13 protein-coding genes and 1 pseudogene are annotated in these 15,402 nt (G+C 62.8%); 5 read left to right on the top strand and 9 right to left on the bottom strand.

All coding sequences use genetic code 11. The features are described from left to right. From V3B30_RS22375 to V3B30_RS22350, 6 genes and pseudogenes are all read right to left on the bottom strand, one after another. Nucleotides 1-832 (bottom strand): annotated as a pseudogene (locus tag V3B30_RS22375) (glutamine--fructose-6-phosphate aminotransferase); the annotation flags it as partial. A 118-nt stretch (nucleotides 833-950) separates the two neighbouring features. Next, nucleotides 951-1,889, bottom strand: coding sequence for a dTDP-4-dehydrorhamnose reductase (gene rfbD / locus V3B30_RS22370; RefSeq protein WP_262083061.1), 939 nt, complete (start codon nucleotides 1,887-1,889; stop codon nucleotides 951-953). Continuing rightward, nucleotides 1,886-2,443 (bottom strand): dTDP-4-dehydrorhamnose 3,5-epimerase, encoded by a 558-nt coding sequence (gene rfbC, locus V3B30_RS22365; RefSeq protein WP_262083060.1) that lies wholly within the window; start codon nucleotides 2,441-2,443, stop codon nucleotides 1,886-1,888. The genes rfbD and rfbC overlap by 4 nt, the downstream gene beginning before the upstream one ends. Further along, on the bottom strand, nucleotides 2,440-3,327 hold the full coding sequence (gene rfbA, locus V3B30_RS22360; protein WP_262083059.1) for a glucose-1-phosphate thymidylyltransferase RfbA: 888 nt from the start codon (nucleotides 3,325-3,327) through the stop codon (nucleotides 2,440-2,442). Before rfbA ends, rfbC begins: the two co-directional genes overlap by 4 nt. 14 nt (nucleotides 3,328-3,341) lie before the next feature. Continuing rightward, nucleotides 3,342-4,397 carry a dTDP-glucose 4,6-dehydratase gene (gene rfbB, locus V3B30_RS22355; protein ID WP_262083058.1) on the bottom strand — a complete coding sequence of 352 codons (1,056 nt, stop codon included), beginning with the start codon at nucleotides 4,395-4,397 and terminating at the stop codon, nucleotides 3,342-3,344. 51 nt (nucleotides 4,398-4,448) lie between these two features. Beyond that, nucleotides 4,449-5,756, bottom strand: coding sequence for a hypothetical protein (locus tag V3B30_RS22350; protein ID WP_262083057.1), 1,308 nt, complete (start codon nucleotides 5,754-5,756; stop codon nucleotides 4,449-4,451). A 175-nt stretch (nucleotides 5,757-5,931) separates the two neighbouring features. On the opposite strand from V3B30_RS22350, the gene V3B30_RS22345 reads away from it, so the two are divergent. From V3B30_RS22345 to wecB, 5 genes are all read left to right on the top strand, one after another. After that, entirely contained in the window at nucleotides 5,932-7,359 is a 1,428-nt protein-coding gene (locus tag V3B30_RS22345) for a UbiA family prenyltransferase (RefSeq protein ID WP_262083056.1), read from the top strand. 53 nt (nucleotides 7,360-7,412) lie between these two features. Further along, complete coding sequence (locus V3B30_RS22340) at nucleotides 7,413-7,787, top strand: SMR family transporter (RefSeq protein ID WP_262083055.1); 375 nt, start codon at nucleotides 7,413-7,415, stop codon at nucleotides 7,785-7,787. Between the two features lie 248 nt (nucleotides 7,788-8,035). Further along, nucleotides 8,036-8,782 (top strand): electron transfer flavoprotein subunit beta/FixA family protein, encoded by a 747-nt coding sequence (locus V3B30_RS22335; RefSeq protein ID WP_262083054.1) that lies wholly within the window; start codon nucleotides 8,036-8,038, stop codon nucleotides 8,780-8,782. Next, a complete protein-coding gene (locus V3B30_RS22330) occupies nucleotides 8,782-9,720 on the top strand; it encodes an electron transfer flavoprotein subunit alpha/FixB family protein (protein WP_262083053.1) in 939 nt (312 codons plus the stop codon). Before V3B30_RS22335 ends, V3B30_RS22330 begins: the two co-directional genes overlap by 1 nt. 60 nt (nucleotides 9,721-9,780) lie before the next feature. Then, nucleotides 9,781-10,923 (top strand): UDP-N-acetylglucosamine 2-epimerase (non-hydrolyzing), encoded by a 1,143-nt coding sequence (wecB, locus tag V3B30_RS22325; RefSeq protein WP_315973583.1) that lies wholly within the window; start codon nucleotides 9,781-9,783, stop codon nucleotides 10,921-10,923. Nucleotides 10,924-10,945: 22 nt separating this feature from the next. Here wecB and V3B30_RS22320 read toward each other — a convergent pair whose 3' ends face one another. Genes V3B30_RS22320 through V3B30_RS22310 form a run of 3 tightly spaced genes read right to left on the bottom strand, consistent with a single transcriptional unit; the run spans nucleotide 10,946 to nucleotide 15,375 of the window. Continuing rightward, nucleotides 10,946-12,301, bottom strand: a complete 1,356-nt coding sequence (locus V3B30_RS22320; RefSeq protein ID WP_262083052.1) for a glycosyltransferase — start codon at nucleotides 12,299-12,301, stop codon at nucleotides 10,946-10,948. Between the two features lie 18 nt (nucleotides 12,302-12,319). Then, entirely contained in the window at nucleotides 12,320-14,275 is a 1,956-nt protein-coding gene (locus tag V3B30_RS22315) for a glycosyltransferase family 4 protein (RefSeq protein WP_262083051.1), read from the bottom strand. Beyond that, nucleotides 14,272-15,375, bottom strand: coding sequence for a hypothetical protein (locus V3B30_RS22310; RefSeq protein WP_262083050.1), 1,104 nt, complete (start codon nucleotides 15,373-15,375; stop codon nucleotides 14,272-14,274). Before V3B30_RS22310 ends, V3B30_RS22315 begins: the two co-directional genes overlap by 4 nt. Between the last annotated feature and the right edge of the window lie 27 nt (nucleotides 15,376-15,402).

Raw genomic sequence — 15,402 nt, 5'->3', positions numbered from 1 at the left:
CACCGGCGTCGATCGCCGCCTCGATGGTGTCGCCCAGCGCGCGCGGCTGCTCGTGGATTTCCTTCTGCATGAAGTGGCGGTACGGGCCCAGTTCCAGCGATGCCAGCGACACATCGGACAGGTGCACCTCGCGCTCGATCGGCTGGTCATGCTCGTCGAAGATGCGCACGCCCTCGCGGCGGATCTCGGCGGTGTCGCCCTCTTCCAGGAAGATCACCTTGCGGGTGGCCGAAATCACGGCCGAAACGTCGGAGGCGACGAAGTTCTCGCCCTCGCCCAGGCCCACCAGCAACGGGCACCCCATGCGCGCGCAGACGAAGCGCTCCGGCTCGGCGCGGCTGACCACGGCCAGCGCGTAGGCGCCGGTCAGCTCCTTCACCGTGCGCTGCAGCGCCACCAGCAGGTCGTCGCCGTCCTTCAGGTGGTGATGGATGAGGTGCGCGATGACTTCGGTATCGGTCTGCGATTCGAAGGTGTAGCCCATCGCGCGCAGCCTCTCGCGCTGCGCTTCGTGGTTCTCGATGATGCCGTTGTGCACCAGCGCCACGCCGTGGCTGATGTGCGGATGCGCGTTGGCCTCGGTGACGCCCCCGTGGGTGGCCCAGCGGGTGTGGCCGATGCCCAGCACTGCATTGAAGCCCTCGGCCTCGGCCGCAGTGGCCATTTCCGACACACGGCCGGTACGACGCACGCGGCGCACATCCGGCCGTTGGGCATGGTCGATCACCGCGATGCCGGAGGAATCGTAACCGCGGTACTCAAGGCGCTTCAGACCCTCGATCAGCACCGGCACTACGTCGCGATCGGCGATTGCACCCACGATTCCACACATGTCACGCGTTTCCTTGAAGACGATCGGCGCATTCTAGCCTGCGTGCCCCGCTTCCCCCTCCTGTCCGCTTAATGAAAGTGTCCGGAAAGGTGTCTGCACTGCCGGTGGGGAAATCGGTTTAGTTCGTCCTGGACGCCTCGCCCCCAGCGGGCTCATCCAGCAAGCGCTTGATTTCATTCATCACGACGGCCAACCCCTCACGCCAGTTCGGGAGAGGAGTGCCTAGGGCCTGCTGCAGCCTGCGGTTGTCCAACACCGACCAAGCCGGGCGCTTGGCCGGGGTCGGATACTCGCAACTGGGAATCGCCTCAACCGTCGGTACCTTGGCTAACACGCCGGTGGCCAACGCTTCGGCGAAGATCGCCTCGGCGAACCCATGCCAACTGGTCTGGCCGCTGGCGGTCAGGTGCCAGGTACCAGACAACTGGCCCGGATGCTGCAGTGCCTGCGCGGTGACATCGGCGATCAGCGCAGCCGGCGTCGGTGCACCGATCTGGTCGGCCACCACCCGCAGCGCATCGCGCTCAGCGCCCACGCGCAGCATGGTGCGCAGGAAATTCGCGCCGTGCGAGGCATACACCCACGCCGTGCGGAAGATCAGATGGCGGCCACCGGCCGCACGCACCGCGTCCTCACCATCGCGCTTGCTGGTGCCGTACACGCCCAATGGCGCGGTCGGCTCGTCCTCGCGGTAGGGCGCGCTGCCCTGGCCATCGAACACATAGTCGGTGGAGTAATGCACGAACGGCACGCCGTGCGCCGCACACCAGCGCGCGATCACGCCCGGTGCCTGCGCGTTGGCCGCGAACGCGGCCTCCACGTCCTGCTCGGCACGGTCTACGGCGGTGTAAGCGGCCGCATTGACCACCAGCGACGGCTGCACGCGATCCAGCAGTGCCGGCAGGCTGTCAGGCTGGCTGAAGTCGGCGGTTTCGCAGACACTGCCATCCGGCAGCGTGCCGCTGCGGGTGGTGGCGACCACTGCACCCAGCGGGGCCAGCGCGCGCAGCAGTTCCTGGCCGACCTGGCCGTTGCCTCCGAACACCAGCACCGTCATGGGATGTAGACCGGCAGGCGGTCCTCGGCGATGTCCTTCAGGAACGGTGCGTTTTCATCCTTGGCCGACAAGGTCGGTGCACTGACTGGCCAGTCCACAGCGATGTCCGCATCATTCCAGCGCACGCCGGCATCGAAGTCCTTCAGGTAGACCTCGGTGCACAGGTAGTTGAACACCGCACGCTCGGACAGAACGGCAAAGCCGTGGGCAAAGCCTTCCGGAATCAAAAACTGCTTCTTGTTCTCCGCGCTCAGCACCACCGCTTCCCACTGGCCGAAGGTCGGCGAGTCGCGACGGATGTCGACGGCGACGTCATAGACCTCGCCTTCCAGCACGCTGACCAGCTTGCCCTGCGGCCGCGGCCACTGGTAATGCAGGCCGCGCAGCACGCCCTGCGCGGAAGTGGAGACGTTGCTCTGCACGAAACGGTCCGGCAGGCCCAGCGCGGCGAAGCGCTCGGCGTTCCAGGTTTCGAAGAAGTAACCGCGGGCATCACCGAACACGGCCGGCTCGATCACCACGCAGCCGGGCAACCTGGTTTCAATCACTTTCACGGAACGACTCCACGCAGGGCGAGTTTATGCAGGTATTCGCCGTAGCTGTTCTTGATCAACGGCGCGGCCAGCGCTTCCAGTTGTCCAGCGTTGATCCAGCCCTTGCCGAACGCGATTTCCTCGGGACAGCAGACCTGCAGGCCCTGACGGGTCTGGATGGTCTCGATGAAGTTGGACGCCTCCAGCAGCGACTGGTGGGTGCCGGTATCCAGCCACGCGTACCCACGGCCCAGGGCCTCCAGGTGAAGGTTGCCTTCGGCCAAGTAACGCTTGTTGAGATCGGTGATCTCCAGTTCGCCACGCGGCGACGGCTTCAGCTCGGCTGCGTAGTCGCTGGCCTTGCCGTCGTAGAAATACAGGCCGGTCACCGCATAGTTCGAGCGTGGGCTTTCCGGCTTCTCGACCAGATCGATCACCTTTCCGCTCTGGTCGAACTCGGCTACGCCGTAACGTTCCGGATCATGCACCCAGTACCCGAACACGGTCGAACCGTGCACCCGCTCGTCTGCACGCTTGAGTACCTCACGCAGACCATGCCCATGGAAGATATTGTCGCCCAGCACCAAGCAGCTCGGCTTGCCGGCAACGAAGTCGCGGCCGATCAGGTAGGCCTGGGCCAGGCCATCCGGGCTCGGCTGCACCGCGTACTGGATGTCCATACCCCACTGCGAGCCGTCGCCCAGCAGCTGCTGGAACAGCGCCTGCTCATGCGGCGTATTGATGATCAGCACTTCGCGGATGCCCGCCAGCATCAACACGCTGAGCGGGTAGTAGATCATCGGCTTGTCATACACCGGCAGCAGCTGCTTGCTGACACCCTTGGTGATCGGATACAGCCGGGTGCCGGAGCCACCGGCGAGGATGATGCCCTTGCGCTGGGTCATGTCGTCTCCTGGGCTCAGGCTGCGGTGCCAATACGCTGTAGGCGATAGCTGCCATCCAGCACGCTGTTGACCCACGCTTGGTTGCCCAGGTACCAGTCCACGGTGCGACTGATGCCCTGCTCGAAGGTATAGGCCGGCTCCCAGCCCAGTTCGTTCTTCAGCTTGGAGGCATCGATCGCATAGCGGCGGTCATGTCCTGGGCGGTCGGCCACATGGGTGATCTGGCTGCTGCGTGGCTGGCCGTCCGCGCGCGGACGGCGCTGGTCCAGCAGCGCGCAGATCGCGTGCACCACTTCGATGTTCTGCTTTTCCGAGTTGCCGCCGACGTTGTAGGTCTCGCCGACCTGGCCCTTGGCCAGCACGGTGCGGATCGCTTCGCAGTGGTCGGACACGAACAGCCAGTCGCGCACCTGCTTGCCGTCGCCGTACACCGGCAGCGGCTCACCGGCCAGCGCCTTGGCGATCACCAGCGGAATGAGCTTCTCCGGGAAGTGGTACGGGCCGTAGTTGTTGGAGCAATGAGTGGTCAGCACCGGCAGCCCGTAGGTGTGGTGGAAGGCGCGGACCAGGTGGTCCGATGCGGCCTTGGACGCCGAGTACGGGGAATTGGGGGCGTACTGGGTCGTTTCGCTGAACTTGCCGGCCTCACCCAAAGTGCCGTACACCTCGTCGGTGGACACGTGCAGGAAGCGGAAGGCCGCGCCCTGTTCGGCCGGCAGCGCCTTCCAGTAGTCGCGCACCGCTTCCAGCAGGCCCAGCGTGCCGACCACGTTGGTCTGGATGAAGGCGCCCGGACCGTCGATGGAACGGTCGACATGGCTCTCCGCAGCGAAGTTTAGCACGGCCTCCGGCTGGTGCTCGGCCAGCAGCCGGGCGACCAGCTCGCGATCACCGATATCCCCCTGCACGAACACATGACCGGGATCACCGTCTAGGCTGGACAGGGTCTTCAGGTTGCCGGCATAGGACAGGATATCGAGGTTGACGATCTTCACGCCTCGGGCAACCGCCTCAAGGACGAAATTGCCACCGATGAAACCGGCACCGCCGGTGACGAGCCAGGTAGGCATCATCCACTCTCCAAGTTCAAGGGACGCGCGCGTCCGGACCCGGCAGCGCTCTCAGGCCGTAGAGGATACCTTCCCGAAGCCGGCACCTGCGTGACCCGCCCCTGCCCGGGCCGAAGTACCGCTGCCACTGGATCGTCCGCCTGCCAGGATCAACATCGCCGGAACAAGCGGAATCAGGTAGCGCCCCTGACCTTCGAACATGGCGATGGACAGCACGCCCAAGGCCACCGTCCCCAGCGCCATCAGTTGGGCCAGCGTAAGCTGCCGCACCTGTGGTAGCAACCGGAACGCCCCAAGCGCTGCGAGAAGCACCAGCATCAGGTTCAGCCCTCCAACACCCCATACCAGCCAGCGAGGCGCGCCCCCAAGATCGACAAAGGGCCAGTACATCAGCGTCGCCGGATCAAGGCTGGTCTCCAGTCGCAAGATGGCCAGGTGCAGCACCTTGCCAGGATTGTGACGCATCCAGTCCAACGCCACGGATCGTGCCACGCCGTCTGCAGCAGGCGTCCACTGCAGGATCTTGGCATCCTCATCGCCCTCGTCGAAGAAGGACATGGGAACTGCGGCTTCGCCCTGGAAGCGCTGAAGTTGATGTTCGGACAGCGGGACCTGGCTTAGCGGCATCCAGTTCCCGGACCGATTCAGTGCATTATTGTTGACCATCAGCACGTACCCGCTGTTGGCGCTTACGGGTACGACACGATCGAACAGCAGCTCGTTGCGCATGATCCAAGGCAAAAGTACGGCAAGAAACGCAACCAGGATCACCAGGCAGCTCCGCACCCGGCCCAAGCCGCCGCGGCCCGCCAGGACACCGATCACCAGCCCCACCGGCAACGGCAGCAGCTGCGGGCGATTCAATGCGATCAGAGCTAGGACAACGCCAAGCAGCGCAGGCATTGCCGCCCGCATCGGCAGTGTCGCTAGCGCAAAGGCAAGGACCGCAAGGAATACAGCAAGCGTTTCGGTCCCCAACAACCCGGTATAGGCCACCAGCGCCGGATGGAACGCCAGCACGGCCAGGCTGGTCAATTGCCATCCCGGCCGCATACCCATCTTCGGACAGGCCCAAGCCCACAGCATCAGCGTTGAAGCCGCGAGAAGCAAATTTAGTGCTTTGGCGGCGGAAACATCCGCGCCAAACAGCCATAGCCATGCACCCAGCAGTCCGGGGTACAGCGGTGGCTGCGAGATAAAGGGAGCGCCAGACACCGACAGTCCATTCCCGTTAGCGAGATTGGTTGCCACCTCCAGATACCGGGCAAAATCCGAAATCGGCATTACCGGGAACGCAATCTGCAACACCCCTCGCAACAGAACACCGGCGATACAGATCAGCAGCAAGCTGGCGGTCAAGGACGGACGCGGGATAGATGGCATGCGTGGCTGGGTCTGATGCCGCATCGCGGCGGTGGTAGTTGGGGCTGCCAGTCGCGCAACCCTGCTGGTCGCAAAATCAATGACTATACTTTGGCCTGAAATTCAGGCGCACCCGAAGTCTGAAGCATACAGGGAACCCGGTCGTTTTCGAATGAAGCCCATTGATCGCGCACTTTGCATAGATCTGGATGGCACGCTGCTGCGATCAGATCTATTGTATGAATCCGTACTGGCCCTACTGGCCAGCAGTCCCCTGTGCATTTTCTTGCTGCCGTTCTGGCTGCTGCGGGGCAAGGCCGCACTCAAGCGCGAGATCGCATCCCGAGTGACATTGCCGGTGGAATGGCTTCCGTACGACGCGCGTGTGCTCGGCATGCTGCGGACAACCCGGCAGAGGCCGCGCGTCCTTTGCTCGGCATCGGATCAAGCACTGGTGGAAGCCATCGCCCTACACCTGGGCGTGTTCGAGGAGGTGATGGCCAGCGATGGCCGGTGCAACCTCGCCGGCCCCCACAAGGCTGAAGCGCTGAAGGCCCGCTTTGGTGCCGGCCAGTACGATTACATGGGCAATGCCAACGTGGATCTCCACGTCTGGAAGCATTCCGCAGCTGCCTATGTGGTGAATGCTGGCAACCGCCTGGCAACCGCCGCCGCCAGAGTCACCACGGTCCATGCACATTGGCCCAGCGAGGGCGGCGGCGTGCGCAGCTGGATCAAGGCACTGCGCGTCTATCAGTGGTCGAAGAATCTGCTTGTGCTGGTTCCGTTGCTAACCGCGCATCGCTGGTTCGATCCGGTATCGCTGTTCGGGGCCGCAATGGCATTCATCGCATTCGGGCTGTGCGCTTCCGGGGTCTATCTGCTCAATGACCTGCTCGATCTAACCCCGGATCGACAGCATGCACGCAAGCGCCGACGCCCCTTTGCGGCCGGCGATCTGCCGCTGATGCAGGGGCTGCTGGTAGCCCCCTTGCTCACGCTGGCCGGATTCACCCTCGCCCTTTTGAGTAGCCCGGCATTCACAGGCGTACTGTTTGCCTATTACGCCATGACCCTGATGTATTCGCTTGTACTCAAGCGTATCGTCATGATCGACGTAGTCATGCTTGCGGCGCTGTATACCCTTCGCATCATCGGCGGAGCGATCGCGATCGGCGTGGACCTGTCGTTCTGGCTGCTGGCCTTCTCGTTGTTCATGTTCCTCAGCCTGGCCCTGGTCAAGCGCTATACCGAACTTGCGGCGATGTCCGGCTCGGGAAGACAGAAGATTGCGGGGCGCGGCTACGACGTATCGGATCTGTCCTTGATCCAGTCTCTTGGCGCTGCGGCCGGTTACGTCAGCATTCTGGTGTTCGCCCTCTACATCAACAGCCCGGACAGCCTGGAGCTGTATCGCAATCCACGCCTGCTCTGGCTGTTGTGCCCAGTCCTACTGTTCTGGATAGGCCGTATCTGGATCATCGCGCATCGTGGCGGCATGCATGACGATCCAATCGTGTTCGCCGCACGCGATCAGGTCAGCTGGGGCGTGGCGCTGGTTTCGATCTGCATCATCGGCGGTGCCACCCTCAGCTGGTGATGGAAAGCCGTCCACCGCGCCCTACTCAACCCGACCCTCACCGGAATCGACGCATGTACCTAGCCTACGTCCCGATCATCCTGCTTTCGGTTGCACTCAATGCTGCTGCCCAGCTCCTGCTTCGCCAAGGCATGCCTGGAATGGTGCTGGTGACGGGACAAGGCTTGATGCCGCTGGCAGCAAGCGGCATTAGGATCGCGTTCAATCCCTGGGTGTTTTCAGGACTTTCGTGCTTCGCGGCAAGCCTCCTGCTCTGGATGTACGTCCTGTCCAAGGTGCAGGTCAGCTTCGCCTATCCCTTCAACAGCATTGGCTATGTGATTGTTGTCGCTGCCGCGTACTTCTTCTTTCGCGAGCCGCTCAGCGCAATGAAGCTCGCCGGCGTCGGCCTGATCTGCCTCGGCGTCCTGCTCGTCACCCGGAGCTGATGCCGCGCTTGCACGGATTCAGGCAGCCCGGTGCTCCGCGTGAACGGCTTGTTCGCCGGCGGCGGCCGCGAGGAACCGGGCACCAGGATCGAGCGGCCTGGATTTGACACTACCGCTACTCCGGACCACGCCGACCATACGCATTCGCATGGCCACCCCAAGCCAGCTAGAATCGGGTTCCCACCCCCGAACCGGTTGCTGTTCCAAGACCGGATGTTCTCCCTGTTTAGTGAAGGACCCCGTACCAGATGAAAATCCTCGTCGCGTACAAGCGCGTGGTGGACTACAACGTCCGCATTCAGGTCAAGCCGGACGGTTCCGGCGTGGTCACCGACGGCGTCAAGCTGTCCCCCAACCCCTTCGATGAAATCGCCCTGGAAGAGGCCCTGCGCCTGCGCGACAAGGGCATCGCCAGCGAAGTCGTGGTCGCCACCATTGCTCCGACCGATGCCCAGGCGCACCTGCGCAACGGCCTGGCCATGGGCGCCAACCGCGCCGTCCATGTGGTTACCGACCAGGCCATCCAGCCGCTGACCGCCGCGCGCACCCTGCTCAAGCTGATCGAGAAGGAACAGCCGGACCTGGTGATCCTCGGCAAGCAGGCGATCGACGACGACGCCAACCAGACCGGCCAGATGCTGGCCACGCTGTGGGGCCGGCCGCAGGCGACCTTCGCCAGCAAGCTGGACATTGCCGACGGCAAGGCCACGGTCACCCGCGAAGTCGACGCCGGCCTGGAAACGCTGGAAGTGGACCTGCCGGCCGTGGTCACCACCGACCTGCGCCTGAACGAACCGCGCTTCATCAAGCTGCCGGACATCATGAAGGCCAAGGCCAAGCCGCTGGAGACCCTGCAGCTGGCCGACCTCGGCGTTGAAGCCGCCGACACCTTCAAGACCACCCAGTACGCCGCGCCGTCCAAGCGCAGCAAGGGTGTGATGGTCAAGGACGCGGCCGAACTGGTTGCCGCACTCAAGCAGAAGGGGCTGCTGTAATGAGCAAGATTCTCGTCATCGCCGAGCACCACGACGGCAAGCTCAACGCCGCCACCGCCAAGACCGTCAGCGCCGCCGCTGCCATCAGCGGTGCCAGCATCGACGTGCTGGTGCTGGCCGCCGATCCGGCTGCCGTCGCCGCCGAGGCAGCGAAGATCAGCGGCGTCGCCAAGGTCCTGACCGTGGCCAACGCCGCCAACGCGCAGCCCATCGCCCAGGTGCTGGCGCCGCAGATCGCGCAGCTGGCCAAGGGCTACACCCACGTCTTCGGCCCGTCCACCACCTTCGGCAAGGACCTGATGCCGTGCGTGGCCGCCCTGCTCGGCGTCAACCAGGTCTCCGACCTGATGAGCGTTGAAGGCAGCCACACCTTCAAGCGCCCGATCTACGCCGGCAACGCGATCATCACCGTGGAAGCCCCGGCCGACCAGATCGTGGTCGCCACCGTGCGTGCCGCCTCGTGGCCGGAAGCGGCCCAGGGCGGCAGCGCCGCCATCGAAGCGGCCAGCGTCGACGCCGCCCTGCCCACCCACACCCGCTTCATCGGCCTGGCCGCCGGTGCCAGCGACCGCCCTGATCTGCAGAGCGCCAAGCGCGTGGTCTCCGGTGGCCGTGGTGTCGGTTCGGAAGAGAACTTCAAGGTCATCTTCCAGCTGGCCGACAAGCTCGGTGCCGCCGTCGGCGCCTCGCGTGCCGCAGTCGACGCCGGCTACGTGCCCAGCGACCTGCAGGTCGGCCAGACCGGCAAGATCATCGCGCCGGAACTGTACGTGGCGGTGGGCATCAGCGGCGCGATCCAGCATCTGACCGGCATCAAGGACGCCGGCACGATCGTGGCGATCAACAAGGATGCGGATTCGCCGATCTTCGAGATTGCCGATATCGGTCTGGTGGGGGATCTGTTCGCGATCCTGCCGGAGCTGGAAAAAGTACTTTGACGTGCATCTGCCGCTGGCCTCGGTCAGCGGCATGGTCCCCTTGAACTCAAGCAGGTAATCGTGAGTATTCCCTACAAGAAGGTAATGGTCGTTTTCGGCACCCGTCCGGAAGCGATCAAGATGGCTCCGGTGGTGGAAGCCCTGAAGGCCCAGCCTGAAATCGAGACGATTGTTGCGGTTACCGCGCAACATCGACAGATGCTCGATCAGGTCATGGACCTGTTCGGCATCACGCCGGATGTCGACCTCAACGTGATGGAACCTGGCCAGACGCTGGCAGGCCTGTTCGCCAAGATCCTGACCGGCATGACCGCCGTCATCGCCGAGCACAAGCCGGACCTCGTGCTGGTGCATGGTGATACCAGCACCACGCTGGCCAGTGCGCTGGCTGCGTTCTACAACCGCGTTGCCGTGGGCCATGTGGAAGCTGGGCTGCGTACCGGCGACATCTATGCGCCGTGGCCTGAAGAGGCCAATCGCCGCCTGACCGGGCCACTGACCCGCCTGCACTTCGCGCCGACTACCCGCTCGCGGGACAATCTGCTGGCCGAAGGCACCTCGAGCGACGATGTCCACGTCACCGGCAACACCGTGATCGATGCCCTGCTCAGCGTCGCCGATAAGCTCAAGCACGATGCGACTCTGACTGAATCGATGCGCGAGCGCTTCCCGTTCCTTGATGCTTCCAAGCGGCTGGTGCTTGTGACCGGCCATCGCCGCGAGAACTTCGGGAGCGGCTTCGAGAGCATCTGCGAAGCACTGAAGGCCCTCGCTGCGCGCGGTGATACCCAGATCGTCTATCCGGTCCATCTCAATCCCAACGTGCAAGGGCCGGTCAATCGCATCCTCGCCGACGCACCAGGCGTCGTGCTGATCGAGCCGCAGGACTACCTGCCATTCGTGTACCTGATGACCCAGGCGACGCTCATCATCACCGACTCCGGCGGCGTTCAGGAAGAAGCACCGTCGCTGGGTAAGCCGGTGCTGGTGATGCGCGATACCACCGAGCGCCCGGAAGCAGTGGACGCAGGTACCGTACTACTGGTTGGCACCGATGCTGGCAGGATCGTGGCGGAGGCTTCCCGCCTGCTGGATGATGAGGTTTCCTACCAGTCAATGGCGCGCGCCCACAATCCTTACGGCGATGGCCTGGCTGCGACCCGGATTGCTGCGCTGATCCGGGGCCAGGCAATGCCTGCCTGATACCGTCGCGGACAACGGCGGACTAGGCCTGCCGTTGTCCTGATCCGATCGCTCTGCGGCAAACCGCTTCCAGTCGCACTGCCAACCGGTCCCAGCGATACTCGAAAAAGGCCTCCGGACCCAGGCGCAGCCCGGCGTCGAGCTGCCCCTGCTGCTTCCGCTCTCCCAGCTCACGCAGAAGCGCCGCGATCGCCGCCTCATCAAGCGGGGCGACAAAACCACAGTTTTCCTTTCGAATAATCGCCGCCGCGGGATCCGTAGCGTCGGGCTGCAGGTGAAGTACCGGCCGCCCAGACCCCAAGTATTCCAGCAGCTTTCCCGGTATCTGGGTCATACCGGCATTACCGATGTTGATCAGTACATCCGCGCCACGTTGCAGTTCCAGGGACTGGGCATGACTGAGACTTCCGACGAACCGCAGAACGTCCGGATGCATCTCGCGTGCTGCTGCGAGCTCGGGTGGCAGGCCCGGACCGGCGATGGTCAGCGTGCAACCGGGCGTCGCCAGCACAGCGCGGACCAATGGCATCGGGTCCCGGAAGGGATAGAAGCGCCCGGTGTATACCATCGCCATGCCGCCGGAGGCGCGAACGACATCCGGCATCCCACTCACCGCCGCTGGAAATCCCTGTGGTATCACGCTACATGGGGCAATCAAAGGCCCGTGCCGTGCATGCAGCAACGATGCAGTCGCCTCTGAAGTGACGACGATCTCGGCCGCACCTCGACATACCTGTCGTTCAAGCTCCAGTGAAGCATTTTTCCAGCGCTGCGGCGTATAGGACGTCAGCACCGGATCGCCAAGCTCGGCGATGAATGGAATTCCCGATATCCGCGACAGGCTAGATGCAACCATCAGGCCAGCGGCGGGCTCATGGGAGCCTATGATCACGTGGGGCGACCAACTACGCAGCAGAGCGCGACCACGGCGGATGGCACCACGGACCCAACGCGAGCGGCCATCAGGGAACACACCAGCGTCCAGCATTGATCGCAGCCACGCGACCGTACGCCCTTTCCAGTTCAGCCCCTCGCTTGTCGTCGTGGGCATGGAAGGAGCGAAGTGCCCGGTACTGGCCTTGGTGGGGCGTAGTCGGCGCTTCACGCGAGAGGCAGCATCGATGATCGACTCCATTCCCCCCGGAGATGTGCGATGAACCTGGATCCCCAACGGATTATCGGTCCATGCCGCGCCCGCCCCCCTCGTCCGGGTCATGACTTGGACGTCGTGCCCCCGGTTGGCCAGTTCGCTGACCAACTGGGTGACCCGGATGGACTGCGGTGACTGAATCGGATGGAAGTCGTGGGCACAGACAAGGATGCGCAGCGCCTCCTTGCCATTGCCATAGATCCCCGCCGCTTCATCCACCTTGGTCATGTGATCGCAGTCCCTACCTCAGGCCGGGCGCGCAACAACGTCCAGCATGGCTTCGCCGGCCTGCTGGAGCGTACTGAAGGGCGGCTCTCCCACCATCGTCAGGCCGGCTTCCATCAGCTCTTGATAGTTCTGCATCACATAGGACAGCTCGGCATGGAGAGCCGCCACGTCCTGCTCCGCAGGCGTGTGGCTGCGACCCGAAACCTCCTTGTGGCTGAGCCTGTCGTGCGCGATGGCGATCGGTACGACGCGACATGCCCGAGTACGTGCAGACAATTCCGCCGCACAACCGGTATTGGAAAGCACCAACGGCAGACCGAAGTGCGCTGCTTCCAGGTTCACAAGGCCATATCCTTCGAACAGCGATGGCAGCACGAACACATGCGCGTGGGCATATTCACGGCTCAGATCACGACGCTTGAGCGAGCCAAGCAGCTCCACCGAACCGGACAGGCCCAGCCGACGGATTGTCTCTTCCACGCGCGACGCGTTTCCGGATTCAGCAAGCGCCCCGGCGATGCGCAGTTGCACATTCGGAGCATCCTTCCGCAGCCGCGCAAATGCTTCTAGCAGGCAGATGATGTTCTTCTGGGGGTAGAGATTACCGACGAACAGTATCCTGAACACGTCGCGCTGCTGACGTACAGCACGCATGTAGTCGGCCGGCGGCCGGTACAGGTCAACGACATTCAACCCATGCGGCACGGTCACTACTTTGGAACGTTCGAGATTCTGGTAGAGGCAAGCGTACTCCGCCACCTCGCTGGAAACTGCAATGTATTCGTCAACCCGGGCCCGCTCCCTTGCCAGCGAACTATCTTCCAGTTGCCAGAAATAGATGTTGTGCAGGACTTCGACCACCCGGCAGCCCTGCCCGATCGTGTGCAGTCCGTCATAGGCGTGGCTAACCACCAGCGACTCAAAGCGTCCCCGCGCTACCACTTCGCCCAGCTGAGCCGACTGTCCATCCAAGTAGACGACTTCGCCGGGGAACTGCTGGGCGATACGACTGTCGAGCGAAGGCGAGCCGAGAACAATCAGGTAAGGCACGAAGTTCTTGATGCGCAGGTGACGTGCGAAATCGCAAACCCACTGTTCAAGACCACCAAAAGTATGGTCTTCGGCAATCAGCAGTGCACATCGGGTGCGCACCGCGCTCACCGCCAGCGACTGCAGCACACTGATGTCGCCATGGGTACTGGCCTGCATCATGCCGGCAGTCTTGAGCAGACGGCCCGCCGTGCTACGGAAGTAGCCTTCGCGAGGCGTAATTACAGCCCGCGCGGCCTTGCGAATGCGATGCTCCAAGATTTCCTGGCGCAGGTTGTGGGCGATCCGCCACAACGAGTGCCGATCGCGGGTACGTTCGGCCGTCAACATCGAGATCTCGTTGACCATCTCGTCGGCCAACACCGCAGCATGCCTCAGACCTGCCGATGCGGAATGCAGCTTGCGTGACATGTCTGAAAGCTTGTAGGACCCAAATGCGTTGAGCGCATCGGCAAAACCCCACCACGCCTCCGCTGACGGCGCCACGCGCGACGACGTGATCACGGCCAGCACCACCGCTGCGCCCTCCGCCGCCTGCAGGCAGGTCGCCGCCACCATCTCGCTCTTGAACATATGTGAGTAACCAGCGAGCAACTCGTCGGATTGGCTATCGAGCAAGCCGGAAAACGCGAAGAACAGATGCAGTCGGCTTGCAGCAGGCTGCGCCGCGACCTCCGACGAAGCACCCGACTCGGCACCGTCAATAAGTGCGATGTCCAGCCTCTCTGGCCCGGAGGAAGGCAGCCAGCCAATGCGGCGGGCCGACTGCGAGACTAGGCGGGTCAGATCGTTGCCCATGAGGTCGGTGCTGTAGCCCAGAACCGAACCATCCAGCTGCCCTGATGCCCAATCAAATACTGCGTCGAGCATGGCGGAAAGGTCCACCAGATGCGCTGCCTGATTGTTGCCGATGATTGGATTCATACCGTTTCCACCAGATCCCTGACTGCTGTAATCCCCTTCTTGAAGTCCGAATACATCGTTTCCAAGCATCCAAGATTCCTGTCGACCATCCAGTCCTGCGTCTGGAGATCGGGAATGTAACCACTTCGGAAGTCAGCATGGTCGACATAGGCATAGCCATAAGCGTCGAAATCACCGATGAGGTGGAAGTCAACGATCGGGAGTACGCCGTATGCAAAGTAGTCGCACAGCTTCGTAGGAGAAGCCACACGATTGACCGTGCATGCCTCACGAAGAGCAAAACCGAAGTTCGAGTAACTGTAAACCTGTTCCAGCTTTTCTTTGCTGGCATACCCCTTGAAAACTTCCACAGGGATTCCGCGACTGGAGAGCTTCGGTGCGAATGCCTCCACGTCATGGGAATAGATCTCGTAGTTGCAGAACTTCGCAGCCGCCATGATATCAGCCATTTCGTCCACCCTTTGCCAGATCTGAGCACCGCCGGCGTAGACCGCGGTGGGCCTGGACGCCTGTCGACGAACGATGCGCGAAGCCGCAACGCGTTCTGCGGACTGGCCGAGCGAGCCAAAGTCGAACACCGGCACGTGGATGAAATCGATGCCTGCGGCCTCGGGGTACTTGGCCAAATAGTGCTCTTTCATCGCCAGCGTGACCACCGACGCATGCTTGAGTTTTCCAATTACCTGCTGCTCGATCTCGGAGAACATCCGGGAGCGCTCCGGTGAGCCGAGCATGAGCTCCTCTTCGGGAACCACGCCGTGAATGTCCACGTACATCTTGGACGCATCAAAATGCGGCAGCATGTACTCGCATTGATGCATGGTGTGGATGTATACGAAGTCTGCCGCGTCGAAGATGCGGGCTACGAAATCGGAATGTGCCTTGCAGTGCGGGTTGACCCGATAAGCGGTGACCCGCTCGTCCGCGTGCACCAGTTCTGGCTCCTGCGCGGCCGGGTACCACTCCTGGAAATCGATGTATGTTCTGGAATACTCCTCAAACACGCCGTCGATGGTCTTGATCCGACTCATCCAGCCGTCCATGTATCGATCATTCGCCGGATAAGGCGAAACGATGGTTAATTGGCGCTTCTTGGCCATCTATTGAGGTTCCTTTGAATTTTCTTG

Source organism: Stenotrophomonas sp. SMYL41 (assembly GCF_036319965.1).
Taxonomy (GTDB): domain Bacteria; phylum Pseudomonadota; class Gammaproteobacteria; order Xanthomonadales; family Xanthomonadaceae; genus Stenotrophomonas; species Stenotrophomonas maltophilia_R.
Note: the sequence above shows the minus strand (reverse complement) of the source record. Positions and strands in the feature narration are given on the sequence as shown.